This window comes from Streptomyces sp. NPDC090032, from assembly GCF_044748025.1.
Taxonomy (GTDB): Bacteria; Actinomycetota; Actinomycetes; order Streptomycetales; family Streptomycetaceae; genus Streptomyces.
The window spans coordinates 485,777-498,810 of sequence record NZ_JBIVFF010000004.1 but is presented as its reverse complement, the minus strand read 5'-3'; the positions used below and the strand labels follow the sequence as shown (position 1 = coordinate 498,810).

General features: G+C 70.2%; 10 protein-coding genes. 6 read left to right on the top strand and 4 right to left on the bottom strand.

Going from position 1 to position 13,034, the window contains the following annotated elements; translation table 11 throughout:
- The first annotated feature begins 228 nt into the window (after positions 1 to 228).
- The 4 genes from ACIPWY_RS12155 (at position 229) to ACIPWY_RS12140 (ending at position 4,292) form a co-directional block, all read left to right on the top strand.
- Entirely contained in the window at positions 229 to 1,605 is a 1,377-nt protein-coding gene (locus tag ACIPWY_RS12155; RefSeq protein WP_393701931.1) for an amino acid permease, read from the top strand.
- Between the two features lie 116 nt (positions 1,606 to 1,721).
- Positions 1,722 to 3,146: an amino acid permease gene (locus tag ACIPWY_RS12150; RefSeq protein WP_401532990.1), complete on the top strand. Its 1,425-nt coding sequence runs from the start codon at positions 1,722 to 1,724 to the stop codon at positions 3,144 to 3,146.
- Between the two features lie 137 nt (positions 3,147 to 3,283).
- Positions 3,284 to 3,925, top strand: coding sequence for a superoxide dismutase (locus ACIPWY_RS12145; protein WP_362902480.1), 642 nt, complete (start codon positions 3,284 to 3,286; stop codon positions 3,923 to 3,925).
- 157 nt (positions 3,926 to 4,082) lie between these two features.
- On the top strand, positions 4,083 to 4,292 hold the full coding sequence (locus ACIPWY_RS12140) for a hypothetical protein (RefSeq protein WP_362902479.1): 210 nt from the start codon (positions 4,083 to 4,085) through the stop codon (positions 4,290 to 4,292).
- A gap of 29 nt (positions 4,293 to 4,321) precedes the next feature.
- On the opposite strand, the gene ACIPWY_RS12135 is transcribed toward ACIPWY_RS12140, so the two are convergent.
- Entirely contained in the window at positions 4,322 to 4,954 is a 633-nt protein-coding gene (locus tag ACIPWY_RS12135) for a DsbA family protein (protein ID WP_362902477.1), read from the bottom strand.
- Between the two features lie 152 nt (positions 4,955 to 5,106).
- Here ACIPWY_RS12135 and pepN point away from each other — a divergent pair, with 152 nt between their 5' ends.
- Positions 5,107 to 7,689, top strand: coding sequence for an aminopeptidase N (gene pepN, locus ACIPWY_RS12130; RefSeq protein WP_393701927.1), 2,583 nt, complete (start codon positions 5,107 to 5,109; stop codon positions 7,687 to 7,689).
- Positions 7,690 to 7,878: 189 nt separating this feature from the next.
- On the top strand, positions 7,879 to 9,003 hold the full coding sequence (locus ACIPWY_RS12125; protein WP_362902473.1) for a hypothetical protein: 1,125 nt from the start codon (positions 7,879 to 7,881) through the stop codon (positions 9,001 to 9,003).
- Positions 9,004 to 9,045: 42 nt separating this feature from the next.
- On the opposite strand, the gene ACIPWY_RS12120 is transcribed toward ACIPWY_RS12125, so the two are convergent.
- The 3 genes from ACIPWY_RS12120 to ACIPWY_RS12110 form a co-directional block, all read right to left on the bottom strand.
- A complete protein-coding gene (locus ACIPWY_RS12120; RefSeq protein WP_362902471.1) occupies positions 9,046 to 10,206 on the bottom strand; it encodes a serine hydrolase domain-containing protein in 1,161 nt (386 codons plus the stop codon).
- 143 nt (positions 10,207 to 10,349) lie between these two features.
- Positions 10,350 to 12,155: a TIGR03767 family metallophosphoesterase gene (locus ACIPWY_RS12115; protein WP_362902469.1), complete on the bottom strand. Its 1,806-nt coding sequence runs from the start codon at positions 12,153 to 12,155 to the stop codon at positions 10,350 to 10,352.
- 212 nt (positions 12,156 to 12,367) lie between these two features.
- The gene (locus ACIPWY_RS12110; RefSeq protein ID WP_393701924.1) at positions 12,368 to 12,823 is read right to left on the bottom strand and encodes an NUDIX hydrolase; all 456 of its coding nucleotides are present in this window, start codon (positions 12,821 to 12,823) and stop codon (positions 12,368 to 12,370) included.
- Positions 12,824 to 13,034 lie beyond the last annotated feature (211 nt).

The window sequence follows — 13,034 nt, the reverse complement described above, 5'->3', positions numbered from 1 at the left end:
TGACGCTATCCCAGGGGCCGATCCCCGATCACGGTCACTGCTCGACAAAGGGGGACGGCGGGTGTTGGTGGGCTCCTCACAAAGGGTGTCACTCATGCGCGACTTGGCGTGATGCTCGTCACTGAGGCCAGCGCCGAAACGGGCTGTTTTGCGCCCGGGGGCGGCCGCCGGGGAGACTGTAGGTTCCTGCCAAACCCGCGCGAGCCCCGAAAGCAGTCTGAACCGCCGATGCACGACCAGCTCCCGTCCGAACCGGAACCGCTCGGAGGCGGACTCAAGCAGCGGCATCTGACGATGCTGGGCCTCGGCGGCGTGATCGGGGCGGGGCTCTTCGTCGGCTCGGGCGCCGGGATCGCGGTCGCGGGGCCCGGCATCGTCGTCTCGTATCTGATCGCGGGCGCGCTCGCGATGTGCGTGATGCGCATGCTGGGTGAGATGTCGGCGGCGATGCCGGCGTCGGGTTCGTTCTCCGTGCACGCGGAACGGGCGCTCGGCCGCTGGGCCGGGTTCAGCGTCGGCTGGCTCTACTGGTTCCTGCTCGTCGTCGTCCTCGCCGTGGAGGCGACGGGCGCGGCGCAGATCGCGAACGGCTGGGCGCCGGGCGTGCCGCAGTGGGCCTGGGTGCTGGTGTTCATGCTGGTCTTCACCGGGGCGAACCTGGCGGCCGTGAAGAACTTCGGCGAGTTCGAGTTCTGGTTCGCCGCCCTGAAGGTGTTCGCGATCGTCGCCTTCCTGATCCTCGGCACGCTCGCGGTCTTCGGGCTGCTCCCGGACACCGACCCGGTCGGCTTCACGAACCTCACCGGGCAGGACGGCGGCTTCCTGCCGCACGGCTGGCACGGCGTCATCTCCGGTGTGCTCGCCGTCGTGTTCGCGTTCGGCGGCCTGGAGGTCGTCACGATCGCCGCCGCCGAGTCCGACGACCCGGTGCGCGCGGTCTCGCGGGCGGTGCGCAGCGCGGTCTTCCGCATCCTGTTCTTCTACGTCGGCTCGATGCTGGTCATCGTGACGGTGCTGCCGTGGACGGCGCAGAAGGCGGGCATCAGCCCGTACGTCACCGTCCTCGACGCGATCGGGGTGCCGTCCGCCGGCCAGATCATGAACATCGTGGTGTTCGTGGCGCTGCTCTCGGCGCTGAACGCGAACCTCTACGGCTCCTCGCGCATGGTCTTCTCGCTGGCCGAGCGCGGTGAGGCGCCCCGCGCGCTGCTGAAGGTCGGCGGCGGGGGCGTGCCGCGCCGGGCCGTGCTCGCCTCGGTCGTGTTCGGCTTCGTGTCGGTGCTGCTCAATCTGAAGTGGCCGGACTCGGTGTTCCTCTACATGCTCAACTCGGTCGGCGCGGTGCTGCTGTTCGTGTGGGCGCTGATCGCGGCGTCGCAGCTGCGGCTGCGGCGGCTCGTCGAACGGGAGGCGCCCGAGCGGCTCGTGCTGCGGATGTGGGGGTTCCCGTGGCTGACATGGGTGACGCTCGCCGCGATGGCGGCGGTCATCGCCCTGATGCTCACCGACGACACGGCCCGGCCGCAGCTGCTGTGGTCGACCGGCGCGACCGCCCTCGTCGTGGCCGTCGCGGGTGTGCGGGAACTGCGCGCGCGGCGTTCCTGAACCTTCACGATGTGTGAGCGTCGTGTCCGTATACCGGTCACGTGTTCCCTGTGGGCGGTGTCGCTGCTCAGACTGTGGGCCTTTCCCCCGTCTCAGCTAATGAACAGGGCACATCCATGACCCGGACGTCCGCGCAGTCGCCGGTCGACGCGCAGCCGATCGATCAGTCGCCGGCCGAGCCGTCGCTGTCGCGCGGTCTCAAGCAGCGCCATCTCTCCATGATCGCGCTCGGCGGAGTGATCGGCGCCGGCCTCTTCGTGGGCTCCGGAACCGCCATCGCGACCGCCGGCCCGTCGATCATCCTCGCCTACGCGATCTCGGGCGCGCTCGTGATGCTCGTGATGCGCATGCTCGGCGAGATGGCCGCCGCGTATCCCGCCTCCGGCTCGTTCTCCGTGCACGCGGAGCGGGGCATCGGCCCGTGGGCCGGGTTCACGTCGGGCTGGTCGTTCTGGTTCCTGCTGTGCGTGGCGGTGGGTCTCGAGGGGATCGGCGCGGCGGGCATCGTGCACGGGTGGCTGCCGGGCGTGCCCGAGTGGGCGCTGGTCGCGCTGTTCATGCTGCTGTTCACCGGCACGAACCTCGCGGCAGTGAAGAACTTCGGCGAGTTCGAGTTCTGGTTCGCGACGCTCAAGGTCGGCGCGATCGTGCTCTTCCTCGTCATCGGCGTACTGGCGATCCTCGGCGTCCTGCCTGACGTCTCCGCGCCCGGCATGGACAACCTCACAGGCCATGGCGGCTTCATGCCCAACGGCACGGAGGGACTGATCGTCGGCCTGCTCGCGTCGGTCTTCGCGTACGGCGGTCTGGAGACCGTCACCATCGCCGCGGCCGAGTCCGAGCACCCGGTGCAGGGGGTCGCGAAGGCGGTGCGTACGGCGATGTGGCGCATCGGGCTCTTCTACGTCGGCTCGATGGCCGTCGTCGTGGTCCTGCTGCCGTGGACGGCGAAGGAGATCCCGACCAAGGGCCCGTACGTCGCCACGCTCGACCACCTGGGCATCCCCGGCGCCGGCCAGATCATGAACGTGGTCGTCCTCATCGCCCTGCTGTCCGCCATGAACGCCAACATCTACGGCGCCTCCCGCATGGCCAGTTCGCTGGTCGCCCGCGGCATGGGTCCGAAGGTGATCGGCAAGGTCACCGGCGGTGTGCCGCGCGTCGCGGTCCTGATCTCCGCCGTCTTCGGCTTCGTCTGCGTCCTGCTCAGCTACTGGCGCCCCGACGACGTCTTCGCCTGGCTGCTCAACACCATCGGCGCGATCATCCTCGTCGTCTGGTTCTTCATCGCCTTCTCGCAGCTGGTGCTGCGCCGCAAGCTGGAGCGCGAGGCCCCGGAGAAGCTCGTCGTGAAGATGTGGGCGTACCCGTACCTCACGGTCCTGGCGCTCGTCGCGATGGTCGTCGTCTTCGTCCTGATGGCCCGTGAGCACGACACGCGCGTGCAGCTGTACTACACGGGCGGCCTGACGATCGTGCTCGCGATCGTCGGCTACGTACGCCAGAAGACGGCACAGTCGCGGGCGGCGGCCACCGCGTAACTCCTCCCCGCTCACGAAGGACCCCCGGGCCGTTCGGCCCGGGGGTCCTTCGCATTGCACCACCAACTACTGCTGCTAGCCTGCACTTGCACATAACTTGCAATAAGCTCAGCGGTACGCAGTCGGAGGGCTCGGACATGGCCATTTACACGCTTCCTGAACTTCCGTACGACTACGCGGCGCTCGAACCGGTCATCAATCCGCAGATCATCGAGCTCCACCACGACAAGCACCACGCGGCGTACGTGAAGGGGGCGAACGACACCCTGGAGCAGCTGGAGGAGGCCCGCGACAAGGAGTCGTGGGGCGCCATCAACGGCCTGGAGAAGAACCTCGCGTTCCATCTCTCGGGCCACATCCTGCACAGCATCTACTGGCACAACATGACCGGCGACGGCGGCGGCGAGCCGCTGGCCGCGGACGGCGTGGGCGACCTCGCGGACGCCATCACCGCCTCCTTCGGCTCCTTCGCCGGGTTCAAGGCCCAGCTGACCAAGGCCGCCGCGACGACGCAGGGCTCCGGCTGGGGCGTCCTCGCGTACGAGCCGGTGAGCGGGCGCCTGGTCGTCGAGCAGATCTACGACCACCAGGGCAACGTCGGCCAGGGCTCGGTCCCGATCCTGGTCTTCGACGCCTGGGAGCACGCCTTCTACCTCCAGTACAAGAACCAGAAGGTCGACTTCATCGAGGCCATGTGGCGCGTCGTCAACTGGCAGGACGTCGCCAAGCGGTACGCGGCCGCGAAGGACCGGGCGTTCAACCTGCTGGTCGCCCCCTGAGCACCTGAGCACCTGAGCACCTGAACCGGTGAAGCGTCCCGCCTCGTGATCGTCTTCTCAACCTTCGCGACGGCGGGCGGACAGAGGAAAGACCCCCGCGAGGACATGACTCGCGGGGGTCTTTCGGTTCACGTGCTTCCCGGGGCACCGTGGGCCCATGACGGACCCCTCAAAACGCTGCCAGAACTGCCACGACGAGCTTCAGCTCTTCCGCCGGCTCGAGCCCGAGGAACTCAAGTACGTCACCACCTGGGCCAAGAAGGGCGAGGCGAACAACTACCGGCGCTGCGCGAACGGCACCTGCCGCAGGGTGCAGCATCACTTCCGGTACTGGGACGGCCGCACCCTCCCCGAGACGTTCGCCTGAGCCCAAGCACCCAGGTCCTGGTCGAGGTCCTAGTCGAAGACCGGCCCCTGCGTCCGCGTGCGCTTGATCTCGTAGAAGCCGGGGACCGACGCGACCAGGAGCGTGCCGTCCCAGAGCCTCGCGGCCTCCTCGCCCTTGGGGGCGGGGGTGACGACGGGGCCGAAGAACGCGATCTGCTCGCCGTCCGCGCCGGGTACGGCGATGACGGGCGTGCCGACGTCCTGGCCGACCTTGTCGATGCCCTCCTTGTGGGAGGCGCGCAGCTCCGGCTCGTACTTCGTGCCGTCCCAGTGGTCGAGGAGGGAGGCGGGCAGGCCGACCTCGTCCAGGGCCGCGGCGACGGCCTCCTTCGTGGGGCCCTCGCCGCCGTTGTGGATGCGCGTGCCGAGCGCGGTGTAGAGGTCGCCGAGGACCTCCGCGCCGTGCTCCTGCTGCGCGGCGATGACGACGCGGACCGGGCCCCAGGCCTTCGTCTCCAGGAGCTCGCGGTACTCCTCGGGCAGGTCGTCGAGCTTGTCCTCGTTCAGGACGGCGAGGCTCATCAGGTGCCACCTGACCTCGATGTCGCGGACCTTCTCCACTTCGAGGACCCACCGTGAGGTCATCCAGGCCCAGGGGCACAGGGGGTCGAACCAGAAGTCGACGGGGGTCTTCTCGGACATGGTTCTCCTCGTGTAATCCGTGTCGTTGACTCCTCTCGGCAACGTCCCGCACGGGCGTGCCATTCCCGCTGTCCGCCGTCAGGGGCACATGGCAGGATCGGTCCTGTCCGCACCACAAGTGCAGCCAGTCGAGTCACAAGGGAGTGCCACCCGTGCCCGGAGAGAATCTTTCCCGCGACGAGGCCCGCGAGCGGGCGGGTCTGCTGTCCGTCGACGGGTACGAGGTCCAGCTCGATCTGCGGTCCGCGGTCGGCGGGACCGAGGGCGAGGGTCCCCGGACGTTCCGCTCGGTGACCACGATCCGGTTCCGGGCCACCGAGCCCGGCGCCGCCACCTTCGTGGACCTCATCGCGCCCTCCGTGAACGCGGTGACGCTCAACGGCGAGGACCTCGACACGGCGGCCGTCTTCGACGGGACGCGGATCGCGCTCGACGGCCTGGCCGCCGAGAACGAGCTGGTGGTCGACGCCCAGTGCGCCTACAGCCGCACCGGCGAGGGCATGCACCGCTTCGTCGACCCCGAGGACGGCGAGGTCTACCTCTACACGCAGTACGAGCCGGCGGACTCTCGGCGCGTCTACGCCAACTTCGAGCAGCCCGACCTCAAGGCGCCCTACCGCTTCAGCGTGCAGGCGCCCGAGGACTGGACGGTCTGGTCGAACGGATCGGGTGAACTGACCGACGGCGTATGGCAGTTCGCCGAGACCAAGCCGATCTCGACGTACATCACGGCGATCGTCGCGGGCCCGTACCACTATGTGACGGACTCCTACGAGCGGGTCTTCGAGGACGGTACGAAGCTGGAGATCCCGCTCGGCGCGCTGTGCCGCAAGGGGCTCGCCCCGCACTTCGACGCGGACGACGTGTTCCTGGTGACCAAGCAGGGGCTCGACTTCTTCCACGACCACTTCGACTACCCGTACCCCTTCGGGAAGTACGACCAGGCGTTCGTGCCGGAGTACAACCTCGGCGCGATGGAGAACCCGGGCTGTGTCACGTTCCGCGAGGAGTTCATCTTCCGCGGGAAGGTGACACAGGCGTCGTACGAGCGGCGCGCGAACGTCATCCTGCACGAGATGGCGCACATGTGGTTCGGCGACCTCGTCACCATGCAGTGGTGGGACGACCTGTGGCTCAAGGAGTCCTTCGCGGACTTCATGGGGACGTTCTCGATGGTCGAGGCGACGCGCTTCACCAACGGCTGGATCACCTTCGCCAACAACCGCAAGGCGTGGGCGTACCGCGCCGACCAGCTCCCCTCCACGCACCCGGTCACGGCCGACATCCGCGACCTGGAGGACGCCAAGCTCAACTTCGACGGGATCACGTACGCGAAGGGCGCGAGCGTCCTGAAGCAGCTCGTCGCCTACGTGGGGCGTGAGGCGTTCCTCGAAGGGGCCCGGCGCTACTTCAAGCGGAACGCGTACGGGAACACGCAGCTCGGCGATCTGCTGTCCGCCCTGGAGGAGACCAGCGGGCGCGACATGGCCGGCTGGTCGCGGGCGTGGCTGCAGACGGCGGGCGTCAACTCCCTCACCCCGCAGGTGACGTTGAGCGCCGACGGGCGCGTCACCGAGCTGGCCGTGCTCCAGGAGGCCGCCGAGTCCCACCCCACGCTGCGGCCGCACCGCGTCGCCGTGGGCCTCTACCGGCGCGACGGCGCGGGCGGCGCGCTCGTGCGGTACGCGCGCGCCGAGGTCGACGTGGACGGACCGCGGACCGTGGTGGACGAACTGACCGGCTCCGAGGCGCCCGAGCTGGTCCTCGTCAACGACGACGACCTCACGTACTGCAAGATCCGCTTCGACGAGAACTCCCTGGCCGCCCTGCGCGAGCACCTCGGTGACATCGAGGACCCGCTGGCGCGTGCGCTGTGCTGGTCCGCGCTGTGGAGCCTGACGCGGGACGGGCTCATGCCCGCGCGTGACTTCATCGGCCTCGTGCTGCGGTTCGCCGGGCGCGAGAGCGACATCGGCGTCCTCCAGATGCTGCACACCTGGGCGAACTCGGCGGTCACGCACTACGCGGCGCCCGAGTGGCGCGCCGAGGGCAGCCGGCAGCTCGCCGAGGGTGCCCTGCGGGAGCTGCGGTTCGCCGAGCCGGCCAGCCAGAACCAGCTGACGTGGGCGCGGTTCTTCGCCTCCGTCGCGTCCACCGAGGCCGACCTCCAGCTGCTGCGCGGCCTGCTCGACGGCACGGCGAAGATCGACGGGCTCGATGTCGACCAGGAGCTGCGCTGGTCGTTCGTGAACGCGCTCGCCGCCACGGGCGCGGCCGACGAGTCGGTGATCGACGCCGAGCTGGCGCGCGACGACACCGCGTCCGGCAAGCGGCACCAGGTGCGCTGCCTCGCGGCGCGCCCCTCCGCCGCGGTGAAGGCGCAGGCCTGGGCGCAGGTCGTCGAGTCGGACGCGCTGTCGAACGCGCTGGTCGAGGCGACGATCGCGGGCTTCCAGCAGCCGGCGCAGCGCGAGCTGACCGCGCCGTACGCGGACCGCTACTTCGCGGCGATCGAGCGTGTCTGGCAGGAGCGGTCCATCCAGATCGGCATGGACGTGGTGAAGGGCCTGTTCCCCTCGCTCCAGGACTCGCAGGGCACGCTCGACGCGACCGACGCGTGGCTGGCCGCACACGAGGACGCGGCGCCCGCGCTGCGCCGTCTCGTCCTGGAGGCCCGCGACGACCTGGCCCGCGCCCTGCGCGGGCAGGCGTGCGACGCGACTGCCGGGATGTAGCCCTTCGGAGCACAACAGGGCGGCTGCGGCCGGGAGTTACCGAACGCGGGTACTTCCGGCCGTAACCCGGCGCCCCGCCTGCCCTTCTCGGCAGTCGAACGCTCGTACTTTAGGGCAGGCTTGTCCCTTTTTGTCGACGGGCGTGTAACAGCGGTTAGAGGCCCGGTCGATGCCGGGAATGGCCGGGTCATGAACCACAACACCCCGCTGTCCCCCCGCCCCCTCCAGCACCTCGACGACCGCCGGGAGCGTGTGCTGAGCACCGCCCAGCTCAAGGCGCACGGAGTCAACTCCACAGCCCTGAACGAGCAGTGCAGGCCGGGCGGCCCCTGGCAGCAGCTCCTGCCCGGTGTGTTCCTGCTCCACCCCGGCCGGCCCACCGCCGACGAGCGACTGCACGCGGTCCTCCTGTACGCGGGCCGACCCCAGACCCGCACCGCGGGCGTGCCCACGCAGGCGGACCGCGATGAGCCGCACCCCCCGCAGACCGCGCCGCAGGCCCCCTACGCCAACGCGATGATCACGGGCCTCGCCGCGCTCGCCCTGCACCGCTTCGTGTCCGTTCCCCCGCTGCTCTCCCTCGACCGGATCGACGTCATGGTGCCGCGCACCCGGCGGCTGCGCTCGACCGGGTTCGCCCGGCTCGTGCGCAGTCACGGGATGCCCGCGCCGCAGCGGATCGCGGGGATGCCGGTGGCGCCGGTGCCGCGCGCCCTCGCGGACGCGGTCGCCCAGCTCGCCGACGCGGGGGCGGTGCGGCGCCTGCTCACCGAGGCCGTCCGCGGCGGGCACTGCGAACCAGCCACCGTGGTACGGGAGTTGAACCAGGCCAGGCTGCTCACCCGCCCGTACGTCATCGACGCCGTGGACTCGCTGCTCGCCGAAGGGCGGGCCATCGCCGAGGACCGGCTGTACGAGATGGTGCGCGAGTACGGCCTGCCCGACCCGCTGTGGAACGTGGACCTGCGCCTGCCCGGCGGCCCGTCCCTCGGCGGCATCGACGCGTACTGGCCCGACCAGGCCGTCGCCGTGGAGCTGGACACTTCCCCGGGCTCCCGGCGCTCGGGCAAGGGAGGTCCCCACGCGCCCCGGCAAGGGCTGCGCGTGGAACTCCAGGAGGAGAGCGACGACCTGGAGTGGTCCGAGTACGCCCGCAAGCGCGAGCACCTGGAGCGCCTCGGGATCACCGTCGTCCACATCACGCCGCGCAAGCTGCGCGAGTCCCTCGAACAGCAGGCGACGGTCGTACGGACCGCGCTGATGGCGTCCGACGACCGCGAACCGGCGGCGTACGTGAGGGTGCTGCCCCGCTGAACTCCGCCGGTCCACGGCCGGTCGACCAGTCGGCGGTCTCGGCTACTTGGAACAGAACTCGGCCTCGATGACGGCCTGGCTGTCGCCCGTCCAGTCGCCGTTGAAGTTGAACGAGAGGGTGTGGCGGCCGTCGGGTGTGGTCACGGCATCCGAGTTGGAGCCGTGGATGCCGCCGCTGTGGCCCCAGATCTCCTTGCCGCAGGTCAGCTTCTGCCGCATGAGGGCGAGACCGTAGCCGACCTCGGGCTCCCCCTTCCCCGTGGGCACGGGGACTGTCTTCTTCATCTCGGCGAGCTGTGCGGCGGGCAGCAGCCGGCCGCGCAGGAGCGCCGAGTAGAAGCGGTTCAGGTCCGCCGAGTCGGAGATCATCTCGCCGGCCGACGAGGCGAGGCTCGGATTGAGCTCGGTGACGTCGTACGTCTTCTTGTCCGGGTCGTCGGGGAACTTGGAGTAGGCGCGGCTCGCCGGGCGGGGCACGGTGACGGTGGTGCCGGGCAGGCTGGTGGCGCGCAGGTGGAGGGGCTCGATGATCCGGTGGCGGATCTCGTCGGCGTAGGAGTGTCCGGTGACCTGCTTCACGATCATGCCGGCCAGCACGTAGTTGGTGTTGGAGTAGTTCCAGGACGTGCCGGGCGCGAAGTCTGGCTTGTGGGCCATGGCTACGGACACGAGCTCGCCGGGTGTCCAGGTGTCGTAGCGGTGCTTCAGGAAGCCGTCGCGTGCGAAGACGGTCTGCTGGAAGCCCTTGTCCGACGTGACGTCGTAGATCCCGCTGGTGTGGTTGAGGAGCTGGCGGACGCTGATCTTCCGGCCGTCGTGGCCGTGCCCGGTGACGACGCCGGGCAGCCAGTGGTCGACGGTGTCGTCCAGGCTCAGCCTGCCCTCGGCCTCCAGCTGGAGGAGGACGGTCGCGACGAACGTCTTGGTGATGCTGCCGACGCGATAGCGGTCCCGGTCGCCGCGCGGGGTGTCCGTCCGCAGGTCCCCGAGGCCCGAAGTGCCCTTCCAGGTCCCCGACTTGTCGGTCACCTGCCCCGTCACCCCGGGCACGCCCGCCGCGACGACGGCGTCCATGGCCTGCTGCGTCGCCCGGTGTCCGCCTCCGTTGTCGCCTCTCGTGTCGGCGAGAGCGGGGGTCGCGAGCGCTCCCGCCGTCACCGACGCCATGACGGCCACGCCCACCAGACCGGTACGTACTGACATCTTGTGTCTCCTTCGCCGACGTCCGACAGCTGTGTGCTGCGGTCGGGTTGGGGGACTCGGGTGTCACAGGCAGGGGTTGAGGGCCGTGTTCGGGTTGAGCGGGATCAAGCCGATCTCGGCGCGTACGCCTCAGGCCTCGCCTCTCAGGCCTTGCGCAGGACGAGTTCCGTGTTGCGGTCGCCGGGGGTGCCGGAGAGGGTGGCGCGGGATCCGGGGGCGTTGAAGGAGAGCTCGCGGTAGAGGGCCGCGAGGCCGGTCTGGCTGAGGTCGGTGAAGTCGGTGCGGTGCGGGGCCGCGGACTCGATGAGCGTGGTGAACAGGGAGACCGTGCCGTCGTGGTTGTCGGTGATCTCGATGACACGGGCCAGCTGCGGGAAGTCGACGTGGGACGCGGTCGAGATCTCCCAGAAGGAGCGGCCTTCGGGACCCGCGTGCGGGGTGATGGCGTTCTTGTGGCTGTGGCCGTTGATCCAGGCCAGGACGCTCCGGTGGCGGCCGAGGAGCGCGAGGAGCTCGTCGCCGCCGTGCCGGGCCTCACCGGGGTGGTGCGGGTCCTGGCGGAGGTTGCGCATGGTCTTGCTGGTGTGGTGGCTGAAGACGAGGACGTGGGAGCCGTCGTTCTTCTCGTGCTCCTTGAGGGTGCGCTCCAGCCAGTTGAGCTGGGCCGTGCCGATGGAGCCCTCGTAGTGGCCGCCGGGGTCCGTCGTGTCGAGACTGATGCCGAGGATGTCGTCCGAGACGCGGAAGGCGTAGTGCTGGGTGCCGGCGTCGACGTTGGCCTGTGTGTAGCCATGGCCGTGCGGGCCCGGACCCGTGTGCGCGGGGTCGAGGTGGGCCTTGAGGTACTCGGCCGGAGTGAAGGGGGCGCGGGACTCGTCCGGGGTGACCGAACGCATATGGCGGGCCTGGGACTTGAGGAGTTCCTTGAAGGCGTGGCCCTTGGGGTCGCCGCCCTGCTTCACGTTGTCCCAGATCGCCTTGCCGGCGGAGTCCGGCAGCTCCATCAACTTCCGTCCGCCCACGGCGAATTCGGCGAAGAAGGAGTCGCCGGGCGCGTAACAGCCGCCGGGCAGCGCGTCGTGGTTGCCGACGGTCGAGTACCAGGGCAGGTTGAGCCCCGGGCTGCGCAGTTCACCGATCGCGGCATCCAGGAAGCCGTTGATGCGGGGGAAGCCGGCCTGCTTGTCGGCGTCGCGCAGGGCGTCGTCCGGGTGCCAGTACAGCTTGAGTCCGCTGTCCTGCACGCCTTCGTAGCGGCGCGGGTCGCCGGTGTTCGGGGTGATGCGGCCGCCGCTCATCGCCTTCAGGAACCAGTCCAGCTCCGACTTGGCGTTGTTGTCGGTGTTGTCGCCGGTCGTCATGACGAAGTGCAGGGGCTGCGCGGTGACGGGCGCCCCGCGCAGCGCGTTGACCCGCTCCACGAGGGAGACCGCCCCGGCGACCGAGAGGGACTCCTGGGGGCGCCAGGCGCTGGCGGTCTGGGAGCGCAGGTACTCGTAACGCAGCGGGTGCTGTACGTCGACCAGGTGCAGGTCGGTGAACTGGACGAACGCGGCGAGCGCGGTGCGCCGGCCCTCGCGCCCGGACTTGGCGGACGCGAGGTCGCCGCGGACGACGCGCTGCCAGGCGGGGCCGTCGCCGAGGCGCCGGTAGCCCGGACCCGCCGGGGCGGCGGCGACGGATCCGAGGGTGGTGCCGCGCGTGTAGGGCGCGAGCGGGGCGGCGGGGGCCCGGCGGGAGACGGCGGCCGGGACGGGGCCTGCGGGCGCGGGGCCCGCGGCCGCACTGCCCGTGGCGGGGCCGCCGAGTGCGTAGCCGATCCCGGCCGTCAGGGAGACGGCTCCGGACGCGGCGAGGAAGGTGCGGCGGTCGAGTGCCGAGGCGATGGAGGCGGCCTTGGCGGCGGTGGCTGATGCAGCGGTGTCGGCGACAGAGCGTATGCGCGGCATGGCGCGGTCTCCCCGAGTCGAACGCGTCGGCAGTGGTCGCGGGGCGCTCGCCGTGGCAGAACCACCCGCTCGTACTGGATCGTTGACATCGGGGATGACCTGCGCGTTAACGCGGCCACAACGGGCAACGCCGATCACGCCACGTGGATCACCGGCCACCCTGCGCGGTCACGCACGCCTCGTGTGCCGGAGAGGAGCCGGTCACTCCATGTTCATTTTTCGGGGAAGATGCGGCCCGCGGGGGGCCGCTCGCGCCACAGTTCGAGGCCCACGTCGACGAGTTCGACGCGGGCGAGGCGGGGCACGTCGTCGAGGGCGTGCCAGGCGGCCAGGTCGGTGGAGCCGTTCACCTCGTGGCGCAGCTCGCCGCCGGTGATCCGGCCCTCGTACACGAGGCGCAGGCCGTGGAAGTCGGCGACGGCCCCCAGCGTGCGCGGGTAGCGGCGCAGGACGGAGTGGACGCCGATCAGGGTGACGGGCTCGACGGCGTAGCCGGTCTCCTCGTCGAGTTCACGGACCACGGTGTCGTACGGGTCCTCGCCGTGGTCCATGCCGCCCCCGGGCAGCGTCCAGCGTCTGGTGCCGTCGCCGGCCACCCAGCGGGCGAGCAGCACCTGCCCGCCCCGTACGCAGACTGCGTAGGCCGCGACCCTCAGTTCCCTGTGCACACGGTGACGTTATGCGGTCGGCGGCGGGTCGGGGTGGTGAACGTACGGGTCGGTGCCCCGGCGCGCGGCACCCCGCGTGGGGCCCGGGCGCCGCACTCCGGCGCACACGATTCCCCGTATGCGGCGCTTTGTCCGCGGTGACGTATGGCGGAAGTACGCCACGGCCTGATCACGTCACGGGCAACTCTCCCCAAACAGGCGTCACTTACGT

Excerpts from the sequence above, each read along its gene's own strand:
- ACIPWY_RS12115 (WP_362902469.1), bottom strand. The coding sequence starts at position 12,155 with ATGCCGCGCATACGCTCTGTCGCCGACACCGCTGCATCAGCCACCGCC.
- ACIPWY_RS12120 (WP_362902471.1), bottom strand. The coding sequence starts at position 10,206 with ATGTCAGTACGTACCGGTCTGGTGGGCGTGGCCGTCATGGCGTCGGTG.
- ACIPWY_RS12135 (WP_362902477.1), bottom strand. The coding sequence starts at position 4,954 with ATGTCCGAGAAGACCCCCGTCGACTTCTGGTTCGACCCCCTGTGCCCC.
- ACIPWY_RS12145 (WP_362902480.1), top strand. The coding sequence starts at position 3,284 with ATGGCCATTTACACGCTTCCTGAACTTCCGTACGACTACGCGGCGCTC.
- ACIPWY_RS12125 (WP_362902473.1), top strand. The coding sequence starts at position 7,879 with ATGAACCACAACACCCCGCTGTCCCCCCGCCCCCTCCAGCACCTCGAC.
- ACIPWY_RS12150 (WP_401532990.1), top strand. The coding sequence starts at position 1,722 with ATGACCCGGACGTCCGCGCAGTCGCCGGTCGACGCGCAGCCGATCGAT.
- ACIPWY_RS12140 (WP_362902479.1), top strand. The coding sequence starts at position 4,083 with ATGACGGACCCCTCAAAACGCTGCCAGAACTGCCACGACGAGCTTCAG.
- ACIPWY_RS12155 (WP_393701931.1), top strand. The coding sequence starts at position 229 with ATGCACGACCAGCTCCCGTCCGAACCGGAACCGCTCGGAGGCGGACTC.